A 26,198-nucleotide genomic window follows, 5' to 3' on the forward strand; every position below is an offset into this window, starting at 1 on the left:
CGAAATCGTGGCGATACATTCTCTTCATCCTATCACCCGAAAGTTTATCCAGCAGTATAGTCGCCACAGAGTTGAAATTTGCGGAACTGCCACCACATGCCAGTGTCATACTGCGCCAATAAAACACCAGCATTAGTAAAAAGGGTATTTGTCATGCAACAGCAGCTTGCAACGCTTACGGACTGGCTCAGCAGCCAGATCATCGGTCAAGAGCATCTGGTTCAGCGATTACTCATTGCGCTACTGGCCGATGGCCACTTACTGGTTGAAGGGGCACCGGGGCTTGCCAAAACAAAAGCCATCAAAACCCTGGCCGACGCCATTGAAGGCGATTACAACCGCATCCAGTTTACCCCTGACTTATTACCAGCCGATGTGACCGGCACCGACATCTACCGCCCCGAGCAGGGAGTGTTTGAGTTTCAGGCCGGCCCCATATTCCACAACTTAGTGCTGGCGGATGAAATTAACCGCGCCCCGGCCAAGGTGCAGTCGGCGCTGCTTGAAGCCATGGCCGAGCGCCAGGTCAGCGTGGGCAACAAAACCTACCCGTTACCGCCGCTGTTTATGGTGATGGCAACGCAGAACCCCATCGAGCAGGAAGGCACCTACCCCTTGCCCGAAGCCCAGCTCGACCGTTTCTTACTGCATGTGAACGTGGATTACCCAAGTGTTGAAGCCGAGCGTAAAATTCTCTCGCTGGTGCGCGCCGAGGCCAGCCACGAAGCGAAAGCTGCCCCCACGCCCTTAACGCAAGACGCACTGATGCAAGCGCGCCAGCAAGTGCTCAAGCTGCACATGAGCGAGGCGGTTGAGGAATATATTGTGCAGTTGATCAACGCCACACGCCGCCCCGCCCAATACAACGAGCAGCTGGCGGGCCTGCTGGAGTACGGCGCCAGCCCTCGCGGCACCATTGCACTTGAGCGCTGCGCTCGCGCCCACGCGTGGCTGGCCGGTAAAGATTTCGTCAGCCCCGACGATGTGGCGGCGATACTGCACGACTGCTTGCGCCACCGGATTATCCTGAGCTTTGAAGCCGAAGCCGATGGCACCACCCGCGACCAAGTCATCGATTTACTGTTAAAAACCGTGCCTATTGCCTGATGAACCAACCAGCGTCAGAAAACCTGGCCCGCGGCCCCTACTGTGACTTGCAAGCTCTGCTGCGCGAGCGCTTTACTGCCCGCGAACTTAACCTGTTCGCCCGCAAAACCGTACAGAGCGTACAAAGCGGCCGGTTTCGCACCCGTTTTCGCGGCCGAGGGGTGGATTTTGAAGAGGTACGCCTCTATCAGGCCGGCGATGATATTCGCTCGATAGACTGGCGCGTTACCGCCCGCACTCAAGTGCCTCACACCAAGCTGTACAGCGAAGAACGCGAGCGACCTGTTTATATTTTGTGCGACCAACGCGCACCCATGTTTTTTGGCAGTGTGAACTGTTTTAAAAGCACCCTTGCCTGTCATATCGGCGCACAGCTGAGCTGGGCGGCGCTGAACAGTGGCGACCGTATAGGCTCGGTCATTTTCGGCGACAATCACTTTCGCGATATCCGCCCCAAGCGCAGCAAACACACAGTGCTGCAAACGCTGCAACTACTGCACGCGTTTAACCATGAGCTCACCGCGCCCCAAGCCTCTCAGCAAAAGCTGGACTTGACACAAATGTTAAAAGACACTCGGCGCATTGCATCACCCGGCGCGGCCTTGTTTGTACTGAGTGATTGTCACGATCTAAACGACGACGCGGAAAAGCAGCTGTTCCATTTGGCCCGCCATCTGGACATTACGCTGATTCAAATTACCGACCCACTAGAGCATCAGCTGCGCGCCGCGGCAGCGCTGAATATTACCGACGGCAAAGCAAAAACCCAGCTGCCCGCCCATGATCGCCAGTTCCAAAAAGCCTATGCGCAACAGGCGCTTGCCCACCAACAAGCACTGGAAGATCGCGCTAAACGCCTGGGGCTGGAAATTATCTCCGCTTCAACCGCCGGCAATTACAGCGAACTGTTACGCCAGCGCTACGGCAGCCGGAGGCGCACATGAATCCGTCCGATCCGTTGGCGCAACTGAACGATATTCACACCCCGGATGCCATCGGCTGGTGGCCCCTGGCGCCTCTGTGGTGGGTCATTATCGCGCTGACAATAACTCTGCTTGTCGTGATTGTGATGGTGCTTATCCGCAAATATCAGGCTCAGCAATACCGCCGCGACGCGCTGGCCGAACTGAACAACTTGCCCCGCGACGATGACAACCAAACCTTTGCGCTGAAACTCAACACACTGCTTAAGCGCACCGCCATCACAGCCTACGGCGAAGGTACCTGCGCTACCTTACACGGCGAACACTGGCTGGCGTTTTTACAAAAAAGCGCGCCCAAGCTTAACGTCGATACCGCTCAACCGCTGGCCGATGCCGCCTATAAAGCAAACCCGCAGTTTGACCAAAACACCTTGCGCCATTACGCCACGCAGTGGCTGAAACAACACCGTCGCAAGCGCAAATTCACACCGGAGGCCAAGCATGTTTGAGTTTGGCTTACTCTGGCTTTTACTGCTACTGCCCGCGCCTTTGTTGATGCGCTGGGTTAAACCTAAAGCCGACTCCGCCCCGGCCATTAAAGTCCCGTTTTATAACAGCGCGGCAGCCCTAGCTGGCAGTGGCCAAATAAAACGCAAGCGCGTGGGTAAAAACCTAACGCTGTGGGTAATCTGGTGCTTACTGGTGGTTGCCGCCGCCGACCCGCGCTGGATAGGCGAGGCACAATCGCAGCCTTACAGCGGGCGCGATATGATGATGGCGGTGGATATTTCTAGAAGTATGGAAATACGCGATATGCTGCCGCCCGGCATTGTCGCCATGCAATTTCAAAACGGTGAACCCATCAATCGTCTGGTAGCGGTAAAAGCGGTGGTGGGCGATTTTGTACAACAGCGCAAGGGTGATCGCCTGGGGTTAATTTTATTTGGCGATCAAGCCTACGTGCAGGCGCCATTAACCTACGACACGCAAACGGTTAACCAGCTATTGCAAGAAGCGCAAATTGGTTTTGCCGGTGGTGCCACGGCCATTGGCGATGCCCTGGGCCTTGCCATCAAACGCCTGCGCGAGCGCCCCGAAGGCAGTCGCCGCATTATTTTACTGAGCGATGGCGCCAATACCGCCGGCAACACCGAACCTTTAGAGGCCGCGCGCATCGCTGCGGATATGGGCGTAAAGGTGTACACCATTGGCTTTGGTTCAAACCACTCTACCGGGGGCTTTTTCAGCCGCAGCGCCTCGGCCGATTTGGATGTGCGCACACTGCAACAAATTGCTGAGCTGACCGGCGGTGAGTTTTTCCGCGCCGAGTCCACCGAAGAGTTAGTAGCCGTACACGAACAACTGGACGCCTTAGAGCCCATTGAGCTGGATGAACGCACCGTGCGCCCCATGAACAGATTGTTTTATTGGCCTCTCGCATTCGCGCTGCTGCTCTCGGCATTAATGGCCTGCACCCGCATCCACCTGAGGCATGCACGCACCACCGGAGGTCTGTCGTGACATTCGCTGACTTTCACTTTATTCGCCCCTGGGCTCTGGCCACGCTAATACCTCTGGCCGTTGTTGCGCTGTTGTTATGGTTTTCGCGCACGAAGCTGGGCGGCTGGCAATCTCTCATTGCGCCCGAGCTTCTGGCTGCGCTGTCCGATGGCAAGCACAAACAGCAATCGCGATTCTATTTGCTGGCCATCGCGTTAAGCTGGCTTATTGCCGCCCTCGCCCTTGCCGGCCCAACCTGGGAGCGCGCGCCCAGCCAAGTGCATCGGCAGTCCGATGCCCTGGTATTGCTGCTCGATTTATCCCCTTCGATGATCGGCGACGATGTAAAACCCAGCCGTTTGGTGCGGGCACGGTTAAAAATTTCCGACCTGCTCAAGCGACGCGATCAAGGTGAAACGGCATTGGTGGTTTATGCGGACGATGCCCACGTGGTTACCCCGTTAACCGAAGATACCGAAACGATTCAGTCGCTGTTGCCGGTTTTATCGCCGGGCATGATGCCAGTGCCGGGCAGCCGCACCGAAGCTGGCATTGAGCGCGCCATCGCTCTGTTGCAAGACGCAGGGTTTGATCGCGGCCGTATTCTTTTGCTCACCGATGGCGTTGCGGCAAGCGCTCAAAAAACCGTGGCTGATTTGATGGCTGACTCGTCGTTTAGCCTTTCAATTATGGGCATTGGCAGCGACGAGCCGGTGCCCATTCGCTCGGGCCAGGGCGGTTTTTTACGCGATGGGCAAAATAATATCGTGACAACAGAGCTGGGCAGTGGCGATTTACAACGCCTCGCGCAGCAAAGCGGCGGCCGTTACATCACCAGCACCTTCGATACCCGCGATGTTGAATATTTATCGCAAAACGTATCGCTGTTGTCGGCGGATCATCAGCAAACCGATTCCAGCATGGACATTTGGCTGGATCGAGGCCCCTGGCTCGTACTGTTGCTGCTGCCAATAGCGCTTTACGCTTTTCGTCGCGGCGTGATTATCGCGCTGCTGATCGTGCCTTTTAGCGGTTTGCTGCCACAGCCTGTGCAGGCGCAAAACCTGCCGGATATTTTGCTTACCCCAGACCAGCGCGGCGCACGCGCCCTGGAGCAAAATCAGCCAGAAGCGGCAGCCGAGCAATTTGCCAATCCGGCCTGGCGCGGCACAGCGCAGTATCGCGCGGGTGACTATGCCGCTGCGGCAGAGAGTTTTAGCCAGGTGGATACCGCGCAAGGGCACTACAACCGTGGCAACGCCCTCGCCCGCGCCAACCAGCTAGACGAAGCCATTAAAGCTTACGACGAAGCGTTAAAACGCGACCCGAATCTTACCGACGCCAAAGCCAACAAGGAAATTGTTGAGCAAATACAACAGCAGCAACAAGAACAACAAAACCAAGACGGCGACGGCCAGGAAAACAGCGAACAAGAGCAAGATCAGCAAAATCAATCGCAGCAAAGTAGCTCGTCCGGGCAACCGGGTGAAGAACAAGGCGAGCCACAGCAAAGCTCATCGACAGCGAACGACTCGCAAGCTCAAAGCGGACAAAACAGTTCAAGCGATGCGCAAAATCAGCAGGACCAACAGGGCCAGTCTTCCAGCACCAGCAGTGGCGAAAATCAGGAAAATGAATCGCAAAATGGCAATGCGCAATCCTCAAGCCAGGGGCAAAGCTCCAGCACTGCCAGAGCGGACGAAGGCGATGAACAAGCACAAACCGAGGCCACGCCCAAAGAGTTAACGCCCGAAGAACTGGAAGAGCAACAAGCCCAAGAGCAGTGGCTGCGTCAGATACCCGATGACCCCTCGGGCCTGTTGCGCAATAAATTTCAGTACGAGTATCAGCAAAAACGCCTGGAATCTAAGCTTAAACAGCTTAACGATATGGGCAACACGGAGCAGCGCTGGTGAAACCAATGAGCAAGCAAACACCTATGGCACGCCGATTTTTTTTCGCCCTGTTTATTTTCTTACTCACAAGCCCCGTTTGGGCGGCGAGCTTGACGGTTGAACCGGGGCGCACGAGTTTAGCGATTACCGATCAACTCACTCTTAACGTCACGTTAAAAAACGGCAACACTCGCGATGAACCCGACTTTGCCGTGCTGCGAAAGGATTTTGACATTCTCGATATCAGTCAGCGAGTGCAATCTGTGAGCGTGAATGGTCGCAGTGAATCGTCCATTATCTGGCAACTGGCACTGGTACCCAAAAGCCGTGGTCAAATTGTCATTCCAAGCTTACAAGTGGCCGGAGTCAGCTCCGAACCCGTCACCATCCATGTGACCAACGCGCCCGAATCGCCCGCCGATGCCAACGCCGAAACCTTTTTAGAAGTCACCGCGAATAAAAATTCGGTTTACGTGCAAGAGCAAGTGCTTGTCAGCGCCAAGCTGTACTCAAAGTACAACTGGAGCGGGCGCGAACTGGGCAGCTTTGAGTTGGACAACGCGCTGGTTGAAGCCGTCAGCGAAGACGAATATGTTTCCACCATCAATGGCGTACAGCATTTAGTCTACGAAGTGGTCTTCGCTTTCTACCCGCAAAAAAGCGGTACGTTACGCATTCCCCCCTTGCAATACGCCGCGCAGCTGCGAAGCGGCGGCCGCTCACTCATGAGCTTTAGCTCGGGCCCAGTGCGCCGCGGTCGCAGTCAGGCCATAGAGATTGACGTTAAGCCCATTCCCGCCGCCAATGGCACAGGTGCCTGGCTACCGGCAAAAGACATTAAGCTCACCCAACACTTCAGCCACGACCCCGACGCCCTGGTGGCAGGCGAACCCGTTACGCGGCGCGTTACCATCGAAGCCGATGGTCTGCTGCCTACCCAACTGCCACCCATCGAGTTTGGCGACATTGAGGGCTACAGCAGTTACAAAGACAAAGCTCAAACCGACGAAAACCGCAGCAGTAACGGCGTAACAAGCACCCGCACCGAAACCCTTGCACTGGTGCCTAATGCCGCGGGGCGGGCAAGTTTACCGCCCGTCGAGCTGCGCTGGTTTAATACCCAAACCGGTGAATTTGAAACCGCAAGCCTGCCAGCGCTTGAAGTGAATGCCACCCTGCCTTCCACACCGGGCAAGCCCGTCAATGTGGCAAACGAACCAGATACAACCGGCGGAGCAGGCAAAGTCACAGTCATTGAGCGCGCCCCTTTATGGCTGCTGATCAGCCAGGGCATTACCGCCGTGCTGTTAATTATTTTTGCCGCGCTCTACTTTTTTGCGCCCAAAAGCCGAACGCCAAAAGCAAGCCGTAGCACTGCTCACACCGTCAGCGACAAAACATTATGGAAACAGATTAAACGCAGCGCTGCCGATGAAAACTGGAGCGAGCTGCGGCAAAATTTATTGCAGTGGGCCAGCGTACATTGGCACACTCCGGTCAAAGGTTTGGACGAATTGAGCCGTTTGGCGAACGACGAAACCATCCGCCAGCAACTACAGCAATTGGACAAAGCTATCTACAGCTCACAACAACACAATTTTGAGCCCGGCACGCTGTTGCCGCAGCTGCAGAAACTGCGCGTGCACAAGCGCGATGGCAAAAGCGACGGCCTTGCCCCGCTTTACCCCACCTCATGACCGAGCTACTCGACCTTGAGCTGACAGGCCACAGACTGCAACTTAGGCGGCAACAGGCATCTCTGGATGAGTTGCGCCTGGACGGCAAGGTCGTGTCACTGAATATTCGCCATGAATGGCATGGCGTGCACGCGTTTAACTTGCCCGGCCAGGGCACGGTCACGCTGGAATACTCTCTCGACAATACCGCTAAGCACTGCGTTTACCGAATTTTTTCCGAGCAGCAAACCCTTGCCGAAGGGCAACAGCCTATTGTCGGCAGCCTAAGCAAAGCCGCTGCAATCGCCGAGTCTGGCCACATAAGCACCAACACCAAGAACAAGACCACTCATGCAGCCAAAAATCACGGCATTGCACTGTTCGGTTTATTTTTTAAATTAATCAAAAGCGCCGGAGCGTTAAAGGCCGCACTGGCCGGCACCGCCTTAGCGGGATGGGCGTGGCTGTTTAATTTAGAAGTGGCTATCTGCATTATTGCCGCGCTTTTTATTCATGAATTCGGCCATGTGATGGCTATGCGCCAGTGCGGCTTAAAAGTAAAAGGCATTTATTTAATCCCCTTTTTAGGCGGTGCGGCCGTCAGCGAGCAAGCAAAAACCCGCTGGCAGGATTATAAAATTTCTATGGCAGGCCCGGTTATAGGCAGTGCGGGCGCTGTGGCAGGTTGGCTGGCATGGCTGCTAACGGGCTATCAAACCCTGGCTATTTTTGCGGCCGTTAGCCTGTTGTTAAATATTTTTAATCTGCTGCCCATTGTGCCTCTTGACGGAGGCCAGGCTATTAAAGCCATCGCCTACAGCAAGCCGGGCAAACTGGGGCATATCATCATGCTGGCGCTAAGCGCCGTGCTGGTGGCAGGTGCAGCTGCCTTCGGTTTTACCCTGCTGGTGTTTTTTGGCATTTTAGGTGCGGTGGATCTCCTTGCCAGTGGCAGTAAGGAGTACCAACGCCAAGTGCCCATGAACACCTATGGCATGACGGTCTGCGCCGCACTCTACTTTTTTATTGTCGCTGTTTTAGTCGCCATTTCCTGGGCAATGGCAGGCTCGGGCATTGCCGGGGCCAATCTGCCATTTGTGTTTCTGTCCAGCTGAGATCAACGACATAATCGGCCGATCACGGCAAATATTTACAAACCTTATCCCTCCTAAAAACCCCCTTATTTGACGTAAGAACCTCGCCGGAGCGCCCGGCCCAAAAGGCTTCAGGCCGTTTTTATTCCCCAATACCCGTCTATCGCAATTCATTTTGTTTTACGTTATCTTTATCTGTAATAGTCACATTGAACATAAGAATCAATAAACCTGTAATAGCTCAATAAAAGTGAAGCGAGATTGTATCGCGCAGCTTGGTAACGATAAAAACAAGGAGACTTTCATGTACAGCCACACACGTTTTAACTGGCGCCCCCTGGCGGCAGCCATTGCCGGGGCAGCGCTGCTCAGCGCTTGCGCGACGCAACCTCAATCAAATGCGCAGGCGGCCCTCACACTCAACGAGAAAGAATACTTCGACTCAGCCGCCGTGGATGTTTTTGCCTTTTCCAGTAAACCTGGTGGCTTGTTTTTTGATGCGAAAACAGCGGGTATAGAAATTATTCAGCACGGCGAGCGCACCGCGACCAATGGCGATGTTCGCCTGCTGCACACCCCCGAGCAGTGGGACGGTATGGGCCAGTTTGTGTCGCGCGATGTAAACCCTGAAACAGGCACGATCACCACCAAGCTCGCCTACCCCGAGCTGGACTTCAGTTACACCGTCGAAGCCAAGACCAATGAGTCTGGCATTAGCGTTAGCGTGCATTTAGACCAACCGCTACCCGCCGAGCTTGAAGGCAAAGCCGGTTTTAATATGGAGTTTGTGCCCGCCGAATACTGGGATAAAACCTATTTGGCCGATGGTACGCCCGGACAATTTCCCCGCTCAGCTTCTACCGCCCACGGTATGCGAATGAATGCGGATGGCCTTACCGAGCCCACCCCTTTCGCCCGAGGTAAAACCCTGGTACTGGCGCCCGAAGATAACGAGCGCCGTGTAACAATTCGCGAAACCTTAGGCGATGGCGAATTGATGCTGTTCGATGGTCGCACCAAGGCGCAAAACGGCTGGTATGTAGTACGCGATATGATACCCGCAGGCAGCAGCGGAAAAGTCGTGGAGTGGAACATAGAAATTAGCGCCATCCCCAACTGGGTGCGCAAACCCGTTGTAGGGTATTCGCAGGTGGGTTACCACCCTGCTCAACCCAAGCAAGCAGTGATTGAGCTTGACCCAAATGACACACCAGAGAACCGCGTAGAGCTATTAAAAATCAATGCCGACGGCAGCACTCAAGTGGTGCTCAGCGCTAAACCCCAACCCTGGGGCAACTACCTGCGCTACCAATATTTTACGTTTGATTTTTCCGAAGTAAACGAACCCGGCTTGTATCAGCTGCGTTACGGCACACAAATCGGTAACAGCTTTCCCATCAGCCAAGACGTACTGACCAAAGTTTGGCAACCGACGTTGGATTTTTTCTTTCCGGTACAAATGGATCACATGCTCGTGCGCGAAGCCTACCGAGTATGGCACGGCCGTTCGCACATGGACGACGCCCTGCAAGCGCCCCCCAATTACGAGCACTTTGACCTCTACGCCCACGACGAAAACCTCGACACCGACTTTAAACCTTTTGAGCATATCGACGGGCTCAATTACGGCGGCTGGTACGATGCCGGTGATTACGACATTCGCACCCAGTCGCAATACCACACGGTGCAGGGCCTGGTGCATGCCGTCGAAGAGTTTGGTATTGAGCGCGATAACACCACGGTCGATCAGGCGAAAAAATTCACCCAAATCAACCGCCCCGATGGCAAACAAGACGTGTTGCAGCAAATTGAACACGGCACTCTGGCGCTAATTGCCCAGCATCGCGCCATCGGCCATGCTATTCCCGGCATCGTTGCCGGGCGCTTATACCAGTACCCACACCTAGGCGACGGCTCTACTAAAACCGACAACATGATCTACGATGCAGGCATGGACCCCCACGCCGAAGAACGCAGCGTGGGCGCCATGTACGAACCCTCGACTGTCGACCCCACCGCCGCTGAAGACGTAATGCCCGAAAACGGCACCCACAGCGGCCGCTTTGATGATCGCTGGGCCTTTACCAGTAACACCAGCGCTCTAAACTATGGCTCCGCCGCGGCTCTGGCCGCCGCAAGCCGAGTGCTTGGCCCGATCAACGCCGAACTTGCCGCAGAGAGCCTGACAACGGCGAAAAAAGTCTGGCAGTACGAAGCAAACCGTGAGCCCAACACCTTTCGCTTTGGCAACACCACCGGTGGCAAACTGGAAGAAGAGCACCTAAAAGCCGCAGTGGAATTGTTATTGGCCACCCAGAAACAACAATACGCCGACGCAGTGCGCGAACTGCTGCCTCAGGTTAAAGAAAACTTTCGCGGTGAAAATGTTGCCATGCTAGTGTCTGCCCTGCCCTATATGGACGACGCCTACGCCGCCGAGTTGGAAACTCTGGCGCGCCAATACCGGAGCGGTATCAGCGACATTGAAAAAGACAACCCCTACGGTGTACCCATTACTCGCGGCGGCTGGGCCGGCAACAGCAGCGTAATGGGTTTTGGCATCACCAACTACTGGCTTCACAAAGCCTTTCCGGACATCGTCGAAAAAGACTTAGTGTTCCGCAGCCTTAACTACATTTACGGCACCCATCCGGATTCGAACTACTCCTTTGCCTCGGGCATAGGCGCCGAGTCGCAAACAGCCGCTTATGGCAGCAACCGCGCCGACTTTTCGTTTATTCCCGGTGGAGTGGTTCCAGGCGTGCTGGTATTGCCGCCCGATTTGCCTGAAAACAAAAGCAACTGGCCATTCTTTTGGGGGCAAAATGAGTATGTTATCCCCATGGGAAGCATGTATTTGTTTTTAACTCATGCGGGTCAAGCGTTGTTAGAGGAGTAATGCAGTAACCGTTAACCTCAACATCAGGCCGTTAGCGCTAAGCCAACGGCCTTTTTCTCCACTGAGTTAAAGAAATTATTGCGCAGCGATACTCTGCCCAGGTCAAATTCTCTTCAATTCCGTACACTCAACATTAAAGCGGCTGCACAACTGATGAGAATAACCACGCCGTAAAACAACAGAAGAGTGTCAGCGCTTGAAAAACCACGGCCTATCAAAAATACCGCTGGGGTAGCAATGCCCCCCGACATAACCCCTATCAAAATAGACTGTTGCAGATTTGGCCGTAAATCTTGTTTTTGAAAAAGTCCGCAATGTGGGCAACCTACCGATTTTTCAGGGTCACGCCAATCCTCACAAAGGGCTTGCCGCGCAGTAAACGATTTTTGACAGCGAAGGCATTTATAAGACATTACTATCCTTAATTATTATCTGTGTGTCGTTTCTCATCCCAAACCTAAGTGAAGCTGCGCCTATTTCTTAATCACACGCTCACCACCAGGCTTTATTCCACATGTGCGGGTTGGCCCAGTGCTGCGGATTATTCCAGGTGCGCTTATGGTTGTAATTGTTAATGTTATACGTATAAAGCGTAAAAGCCTGCGAATCGGTTTCACTTGCAAACTTTTCCTGCCGTTTAAATCCTAAGCCAATAAAATCTCGATCAGTCCAACCACTGTCATCACTCACCAGCACCGCTATTTGCCGCGTGCCATAGTTACGCAATAAACCAATTAATGTTTGGCCCTGCTGAAAATCCAACTGTTCCAACGCATCCGTTACCAGCGCCAAATCCTGAATTTTAGAAAGTGACAAAGCTTTGGCCGCAGCCTCCGGCGTCAGAACACTCACATCGCACGGCTGATGCTCTGCCCAACGCTGCGCTAACTGTTTACCGAGTTCACCCAAGGCAACCATTGCTTTGGGTTGGCAGCTATCAATTACGGTGGCTAAGGCTTGGCTGGGGCTAGACATAAAAAACATCAACTTTGTGGGTTTAAATCAGTATCACATTGTTTTGTATGCAATCACAAGAATGGCTTTTAAAGCTTGAGCAGACTCTAAATCGCAGACTTCCTGTAGACTGAAAGAGCAACCATCGAAACGATAACGCTTAGGTTGCCAACTCCGAAAGTATTTTTTGTCAGTTGCTACAGACCAAGGGTTCCGCCTGCAATACACAATCAGCTAAACAGCACTGCATTTAAATAAACCTGTTGATGCCGCTGTCTTAGCAAAAACTCTCTCGTCCATGATTCATTTTGTACCGCCTACACAACTCCAGATGTTTTTGACTCTCGAGCGCTTTATAGCTAGCCAAAGTGTATTAGTGACGCCATGCCAGATAAGCACCTGCGGCCATCATAATTGAACCAGCGCCTTGGTTTAACCGCTGCACCGCTGAGGCGGAGGTAAAAAGTCGCCTCGCTTTTGCAGCGAACACAGCAATGCTCAGTAACCCAGCCATTAGCGCCACGAAGGTCAGCACCGAGGCCAGTGCAATATCGCGCCCACTTAATACACTTAAGTCCATAAACGTGGGTAAAAATGCAATGTAGAAAAGGATAACCTTTGGGTTCGAGGCTGAAATAAGAAACCCCTGCAAAAAGCTCATCGCCCCATCCGCAGGATCAGCCTGTTTATTGGCAGCCCTTAGCTGCGCTGGCGCCTTCCACATCTTCCAGCCCAGGTAAATAAGATAAGCAGCGCCCATAAAACGAATTACCGTAAACAACTCACTCCAATGGGTCGCCATGGCAGCCAGCCCCACACAAGCAGCTACCAGATAAAGAATGTCGCTGATGACCATACCCAACGCGAGAAACCCGCAAGAACCAGCCCCCGACACCAGCGCCCGAGCCATAATCGCAAACACACCAGGCCCCGGCGTTACCCCAAACACTAACACCGCCAGAAAAAACGACAGCGCACTTTCTACACTCATACTTAAGCCTTAAAACAGTAAAACTCTTATCAATGACACTAGCGGCTCAACTTTCGGTGGCTACAAATACCCGACATCAGCAGCTCGGCGAGCTTAATCCATTTGGCGTCTGTTTAGTGGTAATTGCCGTGGTATAACTAAAATAGGAAAACCTTATCCAAGGAGTATAAGATCCAACTTAATGAACACTAACACGAAAAACTCTGACAAAGTACTAAAATAAGAACCTATACAAACATGCACAAAAGTGCTATTTTTTGCACATTAACTTCAAAAAATGCCATTAAATCCCGATTTAAGGACATTATGAAAAGAAAAAACATAACCGCCGACGAACTGGGCGAACGCTTAAAGCAGGCTCGTCTCAACTTGGACTTAACCCAGGTTGAGACCGCCGAACGAGCGGGTGTAAGCCGCAAAGCGGTGCTCAACGCCGAAAAAGGCCAGGCCACGCTGGAGGTATTTGTGGCTATTATGCACGCCCTGGGGTTGGCCGCGCAGCTCGATAGCTTCTTGCCGCCCCCGCCCGTCTCGCCGGTGCAGCTGGCAAAACTGCAGGGCAAAAAGCGCAAACGTGCCTCTGGCAGCCGTAAAGACGAACATCAGGAGCCAAGCACATGGTAATGGAAGTGGTGGCGGTCACCTACGGTGAACACGATGTCGGCGCGGTAAGCTTTGACACCGATACCGGTCTTGGCGCGTTTGAATACACCAAGGGCTTTATTAACACCGGCATCGAGCTATCGCCCCTGAAAATGCCGCTGGCCCAGCGCATTTACACCTTTCCCGAGCTGGACTTTCACACCTTTAAAGGCCTGCCGGGAATGATTGCCGACTCGCTGCCCGACGACTTTGGCAACGCCGTACTGAACGCCTGGGTAGCAAGCCAGGGTAAACAAACCGCCGACATTACTCCGCTGCAAAGATTGCAATACACGGGCCGCCGAGGCATGGGCGCGCTGGAGTACCACCCCGCCACCCGCTTAAAAAGCCTCAACGCCTCCACCCCGGTTGAGGTGGAATCGCTGGTGGCCATTGCTCAGGAAATTCTCGACCAACGTGAGGAGTTTAAGGTATCGCTGCAAAGCGATGGCAGCGATGAACGCGAAGCCATGCTGGCGCTGCTATCTGTGGGCATGAGCGCTGGCGGCGCAAGACCCAAAGCGGTGCTCGCATTTAATAAAGATTTTACTCAGGTACGTTCGGGGCAGGCACGAGTACCGGAAGGATTTGACCACTACATCATGAAATTTGACGGCGTCAGCGAACACAACGCCGACCGAGAAACCTTTGGCGATCCCATGGGTTTTGGCGCCATGGAGTATGTGTACTACTTAATGGCGACAAGCTGCGGCATTAATATGATGCCCTGCCATTTAATTAACGAAGGCGAGCGCCGCCACTTTATTACCCAGCGTTTTGACCGCACAGGCAACCAGAAAATACACGTACAAACCCTGAACGGGCTGGCCCACGTTAACTACAAAGTGCCCGGCTCGTTCTCTTACGCCGAATTATTTGAAGTGGCACGGCAGCTGAAACTGCCTGCGGAAGACGCCGAACAACTGCTAAAGCGTTTGGTGTTTAATGTTGTCGCGCGCAACCACGACGACCACGCCAAAAACTTCGCCTTTACCCTGCAAAACAACACCTGGCGCCTGGCACCTGCCTACGACATCGCCTACAGCTACAAACCCGGCAGCCGCTGGGTTAACAGCCACTGGATGAGTTTGAACGGCAAACGCGACCATTTTACCCGCGACGACTTGTACAGCCTGAGTCAAATAAGCCCCCTATTCACCCGCAAGAAAATCGACCAAACGTTAGAGCAAACCTACGACAGCGTAAGCGAATGGAAAAAACTCGCCACCGAACATGCCGTGCCCAAAAGTTTGATTCAAGAAATTGAGGGGCATTTTAGATTGAATTTATAAGTCATACCCGATACAACAAAAGCGGGCAAAAACTACGGATAAAGATATAGCCGCTACTGCGCAAACCCTTTCCCCACCCAAGATCAATTTGGTTGCCCTGCAGTCAACCGACCCAGCCAATATTCGGATTTTTCATCAGAGTGGCCGTCCCAATGTTGATTGCTGTACAAGTAATACAAGCGCGAAGCGGCTGCCTCGTTACCATTGTTCGCGGCTTTCACATAAGCTTTGCTAGCAAGGTCAAAATCATCACGCTGAGAGAGGAAATCACCGTAAGACAGGCAGGCCGAGTAAAAGTTATTTTCACACTCGCGCGCCATAAACATTTCGTATTTTGACTTGAACTGTTCACGGGTTACTTCAGGCAGACATTGGGTTGCCGCTTCGTCCACACACATCAAATCACCCAGGGCCGATTCGTAGAGACTATAAAGAACCTCTCGCGTATTATTACTCTCTAAATGATCGATGAAAGTTAGACTCGTGGAGAAATCAACCTGCCGCTCCATACGGCTCCCCTCGGTAAGATTTTCCATGCTTTCCGCCGTCATATCTAATAAAAATCGGCTAACAAACACCTCACGAACGATCGATAAAGCCAACAAAGACAAAAGTACAAGAATAGCGGCTGTCTTTAACGTCTCCTTGTCAGTTCTGATTTTCACCCCCTAATACCTCACAATATGATTGCCGCAAACAGATTTAACTGAATTAAGCCCGTAGCCGAGAAAGGCAACGAGAAATCTGCCCAAGCCTGACTTTGGCACACCCGAGGCCCCTGCGAGCGAGCCGAATGGAAATCGATTGGAGTGAGGGAACCCGCATAGCTACATGGATGTAGTGTAGTAGAGCAACGCAGGAGCAGTTGCCGAGGGCCGCGAACCGGGGTGGGCTTTTCTTTTCGTTAGATTTCTTTTTCCCACAAAAAAGAAAAGTAACTCGCCCGCCCGGCGACTCGGGCAAATAAAAAGCCCGCTGCGTTCAGCAGCCCCTATACTTTACTGCCCCAACAACCCACGCAACTGCTTCGCTTTTTCTTTATCTTCGTCTGACAAATTCTCTTCAATCGCTTTTTGCGCGGCATCTTGAGCACGGGACTTTAATTCAGCCTCGGCGCGGTCGCGCGCTTTATCGATCAATGGCTGAACAATGGCTTTAGCCAGCTGCGGCCCGGTTAAGCCGGTTTCACGGTCGCCCAGGTTAGTGCGACTAAAATCTTTAAGAGTGACACTCTGGTTATCGTACTGAGGCGAAATTAGGTCCATAGAAATATCGGTAAAGCTCAGCTTTTCCACCATAAAGCGCGGCGCGGGGCCGGAGGATTCCGATGCGGTTTCCTGTTGCGAACCGCCTTGGTTTAAGCGCTGCATCAACTCTTGAATATTGGTTTGCGCGATACCTTTGTCTTCCACCGTTAACTGTGCACCATCGATTAAAATTTCGTCGATCACGATCACCGGGTCACGCAAGGTGGTGGGCTCAACCTGCAGAGCAACCTCATTTAATTGAAACAGGTAAGGCTCATTAAAACCGTCCAGGTTGGCAATGGACAACCCGTGCAGCTCACCGCGCCCCTGTTTTAACTCAAAGTGCGTAGAATCCAGGCTGACTTCGGTTTGCAATACCTCGGTGCCAATGCGCTCAATCGCACCCGCGACTATGGTGTCGAGGTTTTTAAGCAAATAATAAATACCGCCGCCGATTAACAAAAACAGCACCAGCAAAATAATCAGAATAATTTTTAACGCTTTCATGTCAGTCTTCCTTTGCCGAAAATTAGTGTTTAAGGAGCAGGCTGTGTTTGCGGCGCAGCTTGTTCAGCAGTAGCTGGCTCTTCATCCAAATGTTCCAGCGCCTCGCGGGCGCGATCCATCTCCGCTTCAACGGAGTTCACAATCGCATCCCAGCCCTGAACAATCACTTGATTGGCTTTTTTAACCATGGCTCCCACCGAATCCTGTTCCATCTTTTTGATGGTGTTGCCCAGCGCTTCGGCCCGCGTCTGTAAAGCGGCCGACTGAGTTTCCAGCTCGGCCACCCGGGCGGTTAGCTGTAAATGCTGCTGGTAGCCCCAGTAGAGTGCCGCGCCCTGCGCCGACACCGCAATGACCAGTAAAATCAGAAGTAAACGCGCGAAAAAACCCATATTCATTCCCCCCAGGCAATGCGCCAATGCTGAAAAACGCCTATCATAACGCGCACCAAGCCATAAAACATAACCGTGAAAACAAGCTCTTATGAATGATAGCTCTCTCGCCCTGAATTTACTGGGCATAATTGCCATCTTATTTACTGGTGTCATTGTCCTGACCGTCATCGCTGCGGCCATTATGTATGTGGTTGATGTCAATCAAAGCACGCACACCATTCGGCGCAACTACCCGGTTATTGGCCGGTTTCGTTATCTGTTTGAGCACTTGGGAGAGTTTTTTCGCCAGTACTTTTTTGCCATGGACCGAGAAGAGTTGCCCTTTAACCGCGCCGAGCGCGCCTGGGTATACCGCTCAGCCAAAAATGTGGACGCCAACGTCGCTTTTGGCTCGACCCGCGACTTAAGCAAAACCGGCGAGGTGATGTTTTTAAACTCTGCCTTTCCCACCCTGGAAAAAGACGCCGCCCTGCCCTCGGAGGTTATGGTGGGCCCTTACTGTCGCAAGCCCTACACCACCAGCTCCATTTTTAACATCAGCGGCATGAGCTTCGGCGCGCTATCTAAACCCGCTGTACAAGCCCTGTCGGCAGGTGCGGCAAAAGCCGGATGCTGGTTTAACACCGGCGAAGGTGGCCTGTCGCCCTATCACCTGGAAGGCGGCGGCGATGTGGTGTTTCAAATAGGCACCGCAAAGTATGGCGTACGCAATCATGAAGGCCACTTGAGCGATGAACGCTTAAAGCATTTGGGCGAGCACGAGCAGGTCAAAATGATTGAGATCAAGCTTAGCCAAGGGGCCAAACCGGGCAAAGGCGGTATTCTACCCGCCGAGAAAGTTTCGGCCGAAATATCCGCTATTCGCGGCATTCCCGAAGGCCATGCCTCCATCAGCCCCAACGGTCATCCGGATATTCGCTCGGTGGACGATTTGCTGGACATGATTGAGCATGTGCGCGAAGTCACTGGCAAACCCGTAGGTTTTAAAGCGGTTATCGGCAGCCAGCAGTGGCTGAAAGATTTAATCGCCGCAATAAAGCAGCGCGGCATTGATCGAGCGCCAGATTTTATCACCATCGACAGCTGCGACGGCGGCACCGGCGCCGCGCCGCAACCACTGATGGATTATGTGGGCCTGCCACTGAAAGAAAGCCTGCCCTGGGTGTGCGATTTACTCCGACAGCACGGTCTGAAAGATCGAATTAAAGTCATTGCCTCGGGAAAACTGGTCACCCCTTCTAAGGTGGCCTGGGCGCTGGCCTGTGGTGCCGACTTTACCGTCAGTGCGCGGGGGTTTATGTTCGCCCTGGGCTGCATTCAGGCCATGCAATGCCACAAAAACACCTGCCCCACAGGGGTCACCACCCACGACCCGAAACTGCAGCGCGGCCTGGTGCCCACCGATAAAGCCGAGCGTGTGGCCCACTACCAGCGCAATATGACTTACGGTGTTGGCCTTATCGCCCACGCTTGCGGTGTGGCCGAACCACGTGGTTTGCGCCGCGACCATGTACAAATTGTTATGGCATCGGGGTTATCAGCGCCGTTAAGTGAACTTCACCCCGAGCCTGTGACTCTGATAGACGATCACGACCAGGCGCACGCCAATAGCGCCGCACAAGCGAACAAAGAGGTACCCCATGAAAGCATCAATTAAATGGCTGATAGCCATCACCTTACTCGCCAGCAGCGCCTCTTACGCGCAACAAAATGACAACCCGGATGCGGTCATCATCGACGATTTAAGCTGGACCGATGAGAGCTTTCTGTCGCAACAGCGCGCCCGCATTGATCGGTTGGCGCGCGAGAATTTAGGCAGCCAAGTTCGCGGCGACAAATCCGATTTAAGCACCCTGCAGCGTATTATCGACCGCGAACTGGTAGCCAAAGACGACACCATCACCCAACAGGCGCTGGGCGTGGTGTTGGGCGATGTCATGCTTAAAGACGAACAAGAACTGACCTGGAAAGTGTACGAAGACAAGTTAGGTCGCTCACGCGCTTTGTGCGCCATGAGCGTAGAAGAGTGTTTGTTTCCGGTGACCATGCTGTCGCGCCGCATGCGTGTGGGGTTAAAACCGGACGTTAAAAAAGTGTACGTCGAAGCGCTGGACTTAATTGCCGAATCACTGCCTGCACTGCCCTATGGCGAGGTACGGGAATATAAGCCTTATTAACCGACTAAATCGGATGCCTGATGGTCACTGCTAACGCACCAACATCAGGCGCCCTTTGCGTTACTCCAACTCCGCCTTAATTTTTTCGGCCTGCGCCGCCAACACCTTGGCATCGGCGGGTTTGGCATTGGCAAAATCCAGTTCGTTCATTTCATCCATCGGTACCAGATGCAGGTGCGTGTGCGGCACTTCTAACCCCGCGATCATCATGCCAACGCGGGTAGCGGGAAAAGCCTTTTGCAACGCCTTGGCCACCTTCTGGCTAATCACCGTTAAGTGCGCCAAGGTGTCGGCGGGTAAATCGTACCAGTGGTCAATTTCTTCACGGGGAATGACCAGCACGTGGCCATCTTTTAACGGCGCAATGGTCATAATAGCCACCGCGATATCGTCCTCGTACACAAAATGGCCCGGCAATTCACCGGCGATGATTTTGCTGAATACACTTGCCATAAAAACCTCTACTTTAATAAACGGCGACGCTAAGTTTCATTAACTCGCGCGCTAGAATTTCATCCAGATTATCCAGTTGCGACTGCTCCAGTTCAATCACCGGGCAATGGGCGGCTTTGAGTTTTTCGCGCAGCTCCAGCGTGGCGGCCAACTTACCCGGAGCGGCTTCAGCAGGCCAATATACAATGGCCACCCGCTGCTGTGGCAGGTAAAAATCCACCGTTACCGACTGCCCGCGATACTGCCCCACCGTCAGCGCCAAGCCGTAGCGCCGCGCATGGGTTAACCCGGTCACATACAGCCAATTGTTAATCTGGTTTAAGCCGCCCTCGGCAGGCGCGTGGCCGTCTAAGCAATGCGCCGCATCGGGCTTTAAAGCCGCCACAGCTTGCTGCAAGGCAGGGTTATCCAACAAGGTTTCGGGCCAGGTGACAAAAGGAATGGCGGTGCTGTCGCTGATGTGCTGTTGCGCCCCCAGCGCCTTACCCGCCTCGGTCGCCAGCCAACCGTGCACGTGCTTTTCAATCCAGCCGCGTTCGGCCAGCAATACGTTGATTAACCGCGCCGGCATACCCAGCTTTAACGACAGATTGCGCGCGCTCAACGGCGCCTCGGGCAGCAGCCCCATCACCGGGTGGCTTTTCAAACTTTCAGGCCAGACAATGTACTCCCCATACTTGGGGTGGTTAGCGTAGGTACCGCCTTCAAAACGCCCTTTTTCAGTGAGCTGCCAGTGGCCGTCTACCTTGATAATCCAACCGCTGTTGGCCAACAAAATAAACAGCTCTTTACCGTCTTTACCAATGGCCTTTGCCAACGCCGTAGTGGATAAATGTTTTTGCTGTGAATCCCTGCTCATACACCCGCCCATCAATTTTGTGCAAGATTAGCACGAAAGCGCTGGCCAAAGCTTGAACAATCCCCTATACTCCGCGCCCTCAGTGAAAGCCTCACAAGAGCCCTAAGCCCGCGCCATTTGCGCACCGTGCTACGAGGCAAATACTGATGGAGATTTACTCCAGCGTATGCCTCAAGCGGTTATGTATTTCCCGCCTGAAGTAGCAGACTAATAAAAGCCTGCTAAATACCTGAAAGCAGCGGCCTGCGGGCACTGTGGTAAACCTGTGATTGTTACCGGCGCATTAGCGCCCTGACCTGTCTGTTTGAGTCAATCTCCGACTCGCGGCGTACGCATTACGCCATTTTGCAATCGGCGCCCCGCGCCATTATTGGATGTATTCATGTCATCAGAAAACATTGCTTTTTCCGAGCTGAACCTGTCTCAGCCCGTCCTTAACGCCATTTCTAAAATTGGCTACGAAACCCCCTCACCGATTCAGGCACGCGCCATTCCCGCGCTGCTGGACGGTAAAGATATTGTCGGCCTGGCACAAACCGGTACCGGTAAAACGGCCGCTTTTGCCCTGCCATTGTTGTCGAGCATCGACACCAAAAGCGCCAACACCCAAGTGCTGGTGCTGGCCCCTACCCGCGAGCTGGCCATTCAGGTCGCCGAGGCCTTTCAAAGCTACGCCAGCGAGCTGAACAACTTTCACGTACTGCCCATTTACGGCGGCCAGGATATGCGCGGCCAGCTGCGTCAGTTAAAGCGCGGCGCTCAGGTTGTGGTAGGCACCCCCGGCCGGGTTATGGACCACTTGCGCCGCGGCAGTTTGGACTTGTCCAACCTTAAAGCCATGGTGCTGGACGAAGCCGACGAAATGCTGCGCATGGGCTTTATTGACGATGTCACCTGGATTATGGAGCACACCCCCGAGAACCGCCAAACCGCGCTGTTTTCGGCCACCATGCCCAAAGAAATCCGCCGTGTAGCCAACACCTACCTGCGCTCGCCCGAAGAGATTAAAGTGGCCCGCGAAAGCACCACTGGCAGCAACATCGAGCAGGCCTACTGGATGGTCAGCGGCACCAACAAACTGGATGCCCTAACCCGCATTCTGGAAGTCGAACCTTTCGACGGCATTATCATGTTTGTGCGCACCAAAACCGCCACCGTCGAGCTTGCTGAAAAGCTCGAAGCCCGTGGCTACAGCGCCGCCGCCATTAACGGCGACATGAATCAGGCACTGCGCGAGCGCACCATCGAGCGCTTAAAAAACAAATCGCTGGATATTCTGATCGCCACCGACGTAGCCGCCCGCGGCATTGACGTTGAGCGCGTCAGCCACGTGATTAACTACGACATCCCTTACGATAGCGAAGCCTACGTCCACCGCATTGGCCGTACCGGCCGCGCCGGTCGCTCGGGCAAGGCCATTTTGTTCGTTGCCCCGCGCGAAAAACGCCTGCTGTACTCAATTGAAAAAGCCACCGGCCAGCGTATTGAAGCCATGAAACTGCCCAGCGGCGACACCGTCAGTGCCGCGCGTATTGATCAGTTTTTACAGCAAATCACCGATGTGGTGAACGGCGAAGAAAACCTGAGCTTTTTTGACGAGCTGCTGGCCAAATACAGCCGCGAACACGATCTGGAGCCCGAAGCCATTGCCACCGCACTGGCGTACCTGCTACAAAAGAATCGCCCGCTGCAAGTTAAGTTTGCCGAAATCAAACCCGAGCGCGAGCGCAGCCGTGATCGCGGCGAGCGTGGCGAGCGTCCGCGTCGCAACAACAATCGTGGCCCGGAAGAAGGCATGAAGCGTTACCGCATTGAAGTGGGCCGCAACCACGGTGCACGCCCAGGTGATATCGTTGGCGCTATTGCCAACGAAGCCGGCTTAAAAGGCCGTAGCATCGGCCAGATCAAACTGTTCGACAGCTTTGCCACCCTGGACTTGCCCGAAGATTTAGCACCGGCGCAAACAAAAAAAATCGCCTCGCTGCACGTGCGCGGCCAGCAGTTATCACTCAGTGAAGACCGCGGGCCTATGCGTAAAGGCGGGGATAAAGGTAAGGCTAAGCCGCGTAAAAGAAAACCAGCGCACGGTTAATACCGCCTCACATCCGTCACAGCCATTATAGGCTGTGACGGGCGTTTAAAAATTCTGCTCTCAGTCCATCTGCACGCGTATTGCACCTAAGCTCCGAAACTAAAGCCCCCCCCCGATTAAGCTCACCTGCCAATCAGCGTTAAGAATCACCCTGGTTTTTCAGTATCTTCACTATTCTATTTATAAAAATCTCGGACAGGTTCCATTGGTAGCCGTTAAAATCGGTTGTGTTAAGAAACTGAACAACGACCGTGTCTATGTCTTTATGGTATTCCGCCAGGCTTTGATAACCCGGCACCAGGCCACCGTGCTCATAAACGTAAATGGATGAATAAATTTCTTGCTCACCTTCTTTAAATACCGAACCATCGTTTAACGCTCGCAAGAACACGCCCACATCCTCAGCGGTCGCTAACATGCCGTATTCGTTACTTTTAAAGTCCTCGTCAACGCCCACGTAATAGCCGCTCATCACATCATCCAAATCGACTTCGTCCAGCGAAAAGAAGGTGTTGGTGAGATTGAGTGGGGTCAAAATCTCCTCGCGGATATACTGGGTGTGGCTATAACCCACCACCTTGTCGATGATCAGGCTCAGCAGTAAATAATTGGTATTGGAGTATTCATACCCACGGTCAGGCTCAAAACTGCTGGGCATGGCGAGGGCAAACTCAATAGCATTTTTGCCGTTTTCCTGTTCGTTTTCCCAGAACGCTGGGTTGTTCGTAAAATTCGCAATACCGCTGCGGTGCTGCGCCATCATCTGCACCGTGATTTCATCGGCGTAATCAAGCCTGCCGATAAGCTCCGGGAAATAGTTCGCTACCGTATCATCCAACGACAACCGCTCGGAATGAGCCAGCTTGGCAATAGATGCCGCGATATATAGCTTGTTAATACTGGCAATTTTAAACAGCGCCTGCGGGTCAGCGGGTATCTCTCGCTGCCGATCTTTCCAGCCAGCGGCATAGAACGCAGGCGGCTTACCCGCCTGATCCACGTACACAATCATCCCATCAAACCCGTACCCAATTGCCTCATCCACCTGCGCTTGAACGGTATCAGGCAAAGGTAAAATCCAAGCCTTTACCAAAATCCAAGGTACAAAAAATAAAGAGACAACAGTGCCAACAAGCAGCACAACTCGAAATAGTTGCTTAAACTGTTTTTTATTCATGGCGTACTTTGGGTAATTAGTATTATTAGCAATTTCAAATGGTTGCGCTAAATGAGCCAGAGATTTTTATAACCCCTTATCGCCAAAGTGGCAAGTTACTCTCACAGCGTTTCTTCTGGGCAGACAGAACACAAAAACACTCAACCGTCCTGCCGACTAGCAAGCATAGGTATATAACCCGCTTGAGACTCTACCCGATCGAACCACCGGCGAATTTTCGGATACGGTGACAGATCGTACCCACCCTCTTCCGCAACATGGGTATACGCGTAAAGGGCAATATCTGCGATGCTATAAGCTCCACCCACAAAGAAATCATTTGCCGCTAAATGGATTTCCATAACACTTAAAGCTGCATACCCCAATGGCATACGCTGCTGTATCTCACTCAATCTATTGGGTCTATCTTTGAGCAAAGAAACCCAGAATCTAACCGACGCAATATAAGGCTCGTGACTGTATTGCTCGAAGAACATCCACTGCAACACCTGCGCTCGCCCCAAACGATCTTGCGGAATAAACTTAGACTCCTCCGCCAAATACCACAATGCCGCGTTTGACTCAGGAAGGTGTTCATCTTCGACCTGTAACACAGGAACACGGCCATTCGGGTTAATATTTAAAAAATCGTCGGTTCTCGACTCACCCTCTAAAATATCAACCTCGACGGATTCATACTCGATACCGAGCTGGCTTAACAGCAGCCTTAACTTGTAGCAATTGCCCGAAGGCTGATAGTTGAAGAGTTTGTACATGATTTTTTAAATGTGAACGGTAAGGTCTCAACTCAGCCTTTTTAAGTGAATATTGCATAGCGCCTTCTAATTAGGCGAGGCAATGCGATACACACTACTGGAGTGAGAACCAGAAAATAGTGGTTATGAACCACATCAACTAGCTGCAACAAAGGCGAAACATTGGCCATTACACCGTTCTCTACCAGCTGCGGTACTATTTTAATCATTATCAGTGCTATAGGTAGCACAGCAATAGCTAGTAGCGAATGAACGACAAATGAAACGCCAACCACCGAAGATAAATAAAATAGCTTATTTGGCACTTTACGATAGAAACAATAACCTATCGGATAGAATAAGCTCCCGACGAATATCACAGCTAGTAGCCATTCAAGTATTTCCATAGATCAAATCCTTGATAAATACAAATAGAATGTGACACGAAATGCTAGATGCCAGAAAGGAAATACCTCCCGCCAAACCAAGGAAACCAATTAACTTTGAAGATACGCCATCATTTCCTACAGTAGACATTTCCATAAGATAGCCTAGCGCCATGAAGCCAAAAGCCCCGTAGATGAAGTACCTTAGATGTAAAAACACGTATTTAGTCATTTCACTTTCTGATGGGTAACTTGGACAACTAACGCCTGTGTATAGGGCGGCTGGAGTAGCGCGTAAGCCGTCCCAGCCCCGAAGGGTGAGCATGACACACTTGTTAATTGATTTACTCATAGATGTAAACATAAGAGATTAGACCTGCGAGCCAAGGGCCTGACCAGATAGCCAAAAAGCCAAGGATATAGATAAGACCTTTAATTCTCCGGGTTGTCAGTAAATAGTATGGAAAGGCGACAGGCCAGAAGATGTACATAAGCAAACCAAAGCTGAAAGGCTTGGAATAACGTTGGTTTTTGGCGTCTTCGTTAGCCCACATTATGCTCAGCATTATGAAAGCAAAGCCCCAAACTGTTTGGGTTCTCTCTGTGAGAAATTCGCCAATACTATTGAGATGTACCTCTACAGCTCCAACGGCTATTGCGGATACTACGAGAGCAATAATTGTTAAGTTTCTACGATCCATTTTTTTCAATGGTGTTCCCCACAAAAAATAGACACCGTACCTATGCAGCGATAGCTGCCTTCTCTTCAAACTCAACAGGGCTTACCCCGTCGTTTGCAGAATGCCTTCTTTTGCGATTGTAAAAAATTTCAATGTAACCAAATATACCCGATCTCGCTTCGTCAATCGACTGATAGCACTTGGCGTAGATCAGCTCAACTTTGAGTCGAGCATAGAAAGATTCCATGACGGCATTGTCCCAGCAATTTCCCTTTCTGCTCATGCTCCGAGTGATGCCGTGTCTCTCGAGAAAGCTAACGTAGCTGTTTGAGCGATACTGCGTGCCCCGATCTGAGTGAACAATCAAGCCGGGGGCTGCCTCACGAGCATCGATGGCCATTTGCATCGCCTGCGTGATCAGCTGCTCTGTCATACTCGTATCCAGGCTCCAGCCAATAATACGACGTGAATAGAGGTCCATGACCGTCGCCAGGTAGAGCCATTGGTGTCGAACCCAG

The 26,198-nt window shown here is 52.6% G+C and carries 25 protein-coding genes; 13 read left to right on the forward strand and 12 right to left on the reverse strand.

Annotated elements, in window-relative coordinates:
- Window positions 1–153 precede the first annotated feature (153 nt).
- The 8 genes from D568_RS0111430 to D568_RS0111465 all read left to right on the forward strand — a co-directional run bounded on the left by D568_RS0111430 (window position 154) and on the right by D568_RS0111465 (window position 11,094).
- Window positions 154–1,107: an AAA family ATPase gene (locus tag D568_RS0111430; protein WP_020209740.1), complete on the forward strand. Its 954-nt coding sequence runs from the start codon at window positions 154–156 to the stop codon at window positions 1,105–1,107.
- The gene (locus tag D568_RS0111435; protein ID WP_020209741.1) at window positions 1,107–2,051 is read left to right on the forward strand and encodes a DUF58 domain-containing protein; all 945 of its coding nucleotides are present in this window, start codon (window positions 1,107–1,109) and stop codon (window positions 2,049–2,051) included. The genes D568_RS0111430 and D568_RS0111435 overlap by 1 nt, the downstream gene beginning before the upstream one ends.
- Complete coding sequence (locus tag D568_RS20015) at window positions 2,048–2,539, forward strand: DUF4381 domain-containing protein (RefSeq protein WP_020209742.1); 492 nt, start codon at window positions 2,048–2,050, stop codon at window positions 2,537–2,539. Before D568_RS0111435 ends, D568_RS20015 begins: the two co-directional genes overlap by 4 nt.
- Entirely contained in the window at window positions 2,532–3,551 is a 1,020-nt protein-coding gene (locus D568_RS0111445; RefSeq protein ID WP_020209743.1) for a VWA domain-containing protein, read from the forward strand. Before D568_RS20015 ends, D568_RS0111445 begins: the two co-directional genes overlap by 8 nt.
- Entirely contained in the window at window positions 3,548–5,446 is a 1,899-nt protein-coding gene (locus D568_RS20020; protein ID WP_020209744.1) for a VWA domain-containing protein, read from the forward strand. The genes D568_RS0111445 and D568_RS20020 overlap by 4 nt, the downstream gene beginning before the upstream one ends.
- A 5-nt stretch (window positions 5,447–5,451) precedes the next feature.
- Complete coding sequence (locus tag D568_RS0111455; RefSeq protein ID WP_020209745.1) at window positions 5,452–7,122, forward strand: BatD family protein; 1,671 nt, start codon at window positions 5,452–5,454, stop codon at window positions 7,120–7,122.
- Entirely contained in the window at window positions 7,119–8,216 is a 1,098-nt protein-coding gene (locus tag D568_RS20025) for a metalloprotease (protein ID WP_020209746.1), read from the forward strand. Before D568_RS0111455 ends, D568_RS20025 begins: the two co-directional genes overlap by 4 nt.
- 283 nt (window positions 8,217–8,499) lie before the next feature.
- Window positions 8,500–11,094 (forward strand): glycoside hydrolase family 9 protein, encoded by a 2,595-nt coding sequence (locus D568_RS0111465; protein WP_020209747.1) that lies wholly within the window; start codon window positions 8,500–8,502, stop codon window positions 11,092–11,094.
- Between the two features lie 492 nt (window positions 11,095–11,586).
- On the opposite strand, the gene D568_RS0111475 is transcribed toward D568_RS0111465, so the two are convergent.
- The gene (locus D568_RS0111475; protein WP_157497835.1) at window positions 11,587–12,069 is read right to left on the reverse strand and encodes a DUF6231 family protein; all 483 of its coding nucleotides are present in this window, start codon (window positions 12,067–12,069) and stop codon (window positions 11,587–11,589) included.
- A 352-nt stretch (window positions 12,070–12,421) separates the two neighbouring features.
- The gene (locus D568_RS0111480) at window positions 12,422–13,039 is read right to left on the reverse strand and encodes a LysE family translocator (RefSeq protein WP_020209750.1); all 618 of its coding nucleotides are present in this window, start codon (window positions 13,037–13,039) and stop codon (window positions 12,422–12,424) included.
- Window positions 13,040–13,345: 306 nt separating this feature from the next.
- On the opposite strand from D568_RS0111480, the gene D568_RS0111485 reads away from it, so the two are divergent.
- Complete coding sequence (locus D568_RS0111485; protein WP_040516725.1) at window positions 13,346–13,663, forward strand: helix-turn-helix transcriptional regulator; 318 nt, start codon at window positions 13,346–13,348, stop codon at window positions 13,661–13,663.
- Window positions 13,657–14,973, forward strand: coding sequence for a type II toxin-antitoxin system HipA family toxin (locus tag D568_RS0111490; protein WP_020209752.1), 1,317 nt, complete (start codon window positions 13,657–13,659; stop codon window positions 14,971–14,973). The genes D568_RS0111485 and D568_RS0111490 overlap by 7 nt, the downstream gene beginning before the upstream one ends.
- Window positions 14,974–15,056: 83 nt before the next feature.
- Here the strand turns inward: D568_RS0111490 and D568_RS0111495 are convergent, their stop codons facing one another.
- The 3 genes from D568_RS0111495 to D568_RS0111505 form a co-directional block, all read right to left on the reverse strand.
- Window positions 15,057–15,638, reverse strand: coding sequence for a hypothetical protein (locus D568_RS0111495; protein WP_040516616.1), 582 nt, complete (start codon window positions 15,636–15,638; stop codon window positions 15,057–15,059).
- Window positions 15,639–15,971: 333 nt separating this feature from the next.
- On the reverse strand, window positions 15,972–16,727 hold the full coding sequence (locus tag D568_RS0111500) for an AsmA family protein (protein WP_020209754.1): 756 nt from the start codon (window positions 16,725–16,727) through the stop codon (window positions 15,972–15,974).
- A gap of 29 nt (window positions 16,728–16,756) precedes the next feature.
- Window positions 16,757–17,119, reverse strand: coding sequence for a hypothetical protein (locus D568_RS0111505; RefSeq protein ID WP_157497837.1), 363 nt, complete (start codon window positions 17,117–17,119; stop codon window positions 16,757–16,759).
- Between the two features lie 91 nt (window positions 17,120–17,210).
- On the opposite strand from D568_RS0111505, the gene D568_RS20030 reads away from it, so the two are divergent.
- Both D568_RS20030 and D568_RS0111515 read left to right on the forward strand, forming a co-directional pair.
- Window positions 17,211–18,779 (forward strand): FMN-binding glutamate synthase family protein, encoded by a 1,569-nt coding sequence (locus tag D568_RS20030; RefSeq protein WP_020209756.1) that lies wholly within the window; start codon window positions 17,211–17,213, stop codon window positions 18,777–18,779.
- Complete coding sequence (locus D568_RS0111515; protein ID WP_020209757.1) at window positions 18,763–19,299, forward strand: DUF3806 domain-containing protein; 537 nt, start codon at window positions 18,763–18,765, stop codon at window positions 19,297–19,299. Before D568_RS20030 ends, D568_RS0111515 begins: the two co-directional genes overlap by 17 nt.
- A gap of 60 nt (window positions 19,300–19,359) precedes the next feature.
- Here D568_RS0111515 and D568_RS0111520 read toward each other — a convergent pair whose 3' ends face one another.
- Window positions 19,360–19,752: an HIT family protein gene (locus D568_RS0111520; protein ID WP_020209758.1), complete on the reverse strand. Its 393-nt coding sequence runs from the start codon at window positions 19,750–19,752 to the stop codon at window positions 19,360–19,362.
- Window positions 19,753–19,765: 13 nt separating this feature from the next.
- Window positions 19,766–20,611 carry a hypothetical protein gene (locus tag D568_RS0111525; protein ID WP_020209759.1) on the reverse strand — a complete coding sequence of 282 codons (846 nt, stop codon included), beginning with the start codon at window positions 20,609–20,611 and terminating at the stop codon, window positions 19,766–19,768.
- 382 nt (window positions 20,612–20,993) lie between these two features.
- Here D568_RS0111525 and D568_RS20035 point away from each other — a divergent pair, with 382 nt between their 5' ends.
- Complete coding sequence (locus D568_RS20035) at window positions 20,994–22,703, forward strand: DEAD/DEAH box helicase (protein WP_020209760.1); 1,710 nt, start codon at window positions 20,994–20,996, stop codon at window positions 22,701–22,703.
- Between the two features lie 139 nt (window positions 22,704–22,842).
- On the opposite strand, the gene D568_RS0111535 is transcribed toward D568_RS20035, so the two are convergent.
- The 5 genes from D568_RS0111535 to D568_RS0111560 all read right to left on the reverse strand — a co-directional run.
- Complete coding sequence (locus D568_RS0111535) at window positions 22,843–23,772, reverse strand: serine hydrolase domain-containing protein (RefSeq protein ID WP_245551632.1); 930 nt, start codon at window positions 23,770–23,772, stop codon at window positions 22,843–22,845.
- A 248-nt stretch (window positions 23,773–24,020) separates the two neighbouring features.
- A complete protein-coding gene (locus D568_RS0111540; RefSeq protein ID WP_020209762.1) occupies window positions 24,021–24,635 on the reverse strand; it encodes a glutathione S-transferase family protein in 615 nt (204 codons plus the stop codon).
- A gap of 41 nt (window positions 24,636–24,676) precedes the next feature.
- Entirely contained in the window at window positions 24,677–25,021 is a 345-nt protein-coding gene (locus D568_RS0111545) for a hypothetical protein (RefSeq protein ID WP_020209763.1), read from the reverse strand.
- A gap of 323 nt (window positions 25,022–25,344) precedes the next feature.
- Window positions 25,345–25,710 (reverse strand): hypothetical protein, encoded by a 366-nt coding sequence (locus D568_RS0111555; protein ID WP_020209765.1) that lies wholly within the window; start codon window positions 25,708–25,710, stop codon window positions 25,345–25,347.
- Window positions 25,711–25,741: 31 nt separating this feature from the next.
- Window positions 25,742–26,198 (reverse strand): IS3 family transposase (locus D568_RS0111560; RefSeq protein ID WP_020209766.1); only part of this gene is annotated, 457 nt, incomplete at its 5' end.

Source organism: Gilvimarinus chinensis DSM 19667 (assembly GCF_000377745.1).
Taxonomy (GTDB): domain Bacteria; phylum Pseudomonadota; class Gammaproteobacteria; order Pseudomonadales; family Cellvibrionaceae; genus Gilvimarinus; species Gilvimarinus chinensis.

What these genes read in the sequence shown, in the direction of transcription:
- D568_RS0111430 (WP_020209740.1), top strand. Translation starts at nt 154, where the DNA reads ATGCAACAGCAGCTTGCAACGCTTACGGACTGGCTCAGCAGCCAGATC.
- D568_RS0111435 (WP_020209741.1), top strand. Translation starts at nt 1,107, where the DNA reads ATGAACCAACCAGCGTCAGAAAACCTGGCCCGCGGCCCCTACTGTGAC.
- D568_RS20015 (WP_020209742.1), top strand. Translation starts at nt 2,048, where the DNA reads ATGAATCCGTCCGATCCGTTGGCGCAACTGAACGATATTCACACCCCG.
- D568_RS0111445 (WP_020209743.1), top strand. Translation starts at nt 2,532, where the DNA reads ATGTTTGAGTTTGGCTTACTCTGGCTTTTACTGCTACTGCCCGCGCCT.
- D568_RS0111455 (WP_020209745.1), top strand. Translation starts at nt 5,452, where the DNA reads ATGAGCAAGCAAACACCTATGGCACGCCGATTTTTTTTCGCCCTGTTT.
- D568_RS20025 (WP_020209746.1), top strand. Translation starts at nt 7,119, where the DNA reads ATGACCGAGCTACTCGACCTTGAGCTGACAGGCCACAGACTGCAACTT.
- D568_RS0111465 (WP_020209747.1), top strand. Translation starts at nt 8,500, where the DNA reads ATGTACAGCCACACACGTTTTAACTGGCGCCCCCTGGCGGCAGCCATT.
- D568_RS0111475 (WP_157497835.1), bottom strand. Translation starts at nt 12,069, where the DNA reads ATGTCTAGCCCCAGCCAAGCCTTAGCCACCGTAATTGATAGCTGCCAA.
- D568_RS0111480 (WP_020209750.1), bottom strand. Translation starts at nt 13,039, where the DNA reads ATGAGTGTAGAAAGTGCGCTGTCGTTTTTTCTGGCGGTGTTAGTGTTT.
- D568_RS0111485 (WP_040516725.1), top strand. Translation starts at nt 13,346, where the DNA reads ATGAAAAGAAAAAACATAACCGCCGACGAACTGGGCGAACGCTTAAAG.
- D568_RS0111490 (WP_020209752.1), top strand. Translation starts at nt 13,657, where the DNA reads ATGGTAATGGAAGTGGTGGCGGTCACCTACGGTGAACACGATGTCGGC.
- D568_RS0111500 (WP_020209754.1), bottom strand. Translation starts at nt 16,727, where the DNA reads ATGAAAGCGTTAAAAATTATTCTGATTATTTTGCTGGTGCTGTTTTTG.
- D568_RS0111505 (WP_157497837.1), bottom strand. Translation starts at nt 17,119, where the DNA reads ATGGGTTTTTTCGCGCGTTTACTTCTGATTTTACTGGTCATTGCGGTG.
- D568_RS20030 (WP_020209756.1), top strand. Translation starts at nt 17,211, where the DNA reads ATGAATGATAGCTCTCTCGCCCTGAATTTACTGGGCATAATTGCCATC.
- D568_RS0111515 (WP_020209757.1), top strand. Translation starts at nt 18,763, where the DNA reads ATGAAAGCATCAATTAAATGGCTGATAGCCATCACCTTACTCGCCAGC.
- D568_RS0111520 (WP_020209758.1), bottom strand. Translation starts at nt 19,752, where the DNA reads ATGGCAAGTGTATTCAGCAAAATCATCGCCGGTGAATTGCCGGGCCAT.
- D568_RS0111525 (WP_020209759.1), bottom strand. Translation starts at nt 20,611, where the DNA reads ATGAGCAGGGATTCACAGCAAAAACATTTATCCACTACGGCGTTGGCA.
- D568_RS20035 (WP_020209760.1), top strand. Translation starts at nt 20,994, where the DNA reads ATGTCATCAGAAAACATTGCTTTTTCCGAGCTGAACCTGTCTCAGCCC.
- D568_RS0111540 (WP_020209762.1), bottom strand. Translation starts at nt 24,635, where the DNA reads ATGTACAAACTCTTCAACTATCAGCCTTCGGGCAATTGCTACAAGTTA.
- D568_RS0111545 (WP_020209763.1), bottom strand. Translation starts at nt 25,021, where the DNA reads ATGGAAATACTTGAATGGCTACTAGCTGTGATATTCGTCGGGAGCTTA.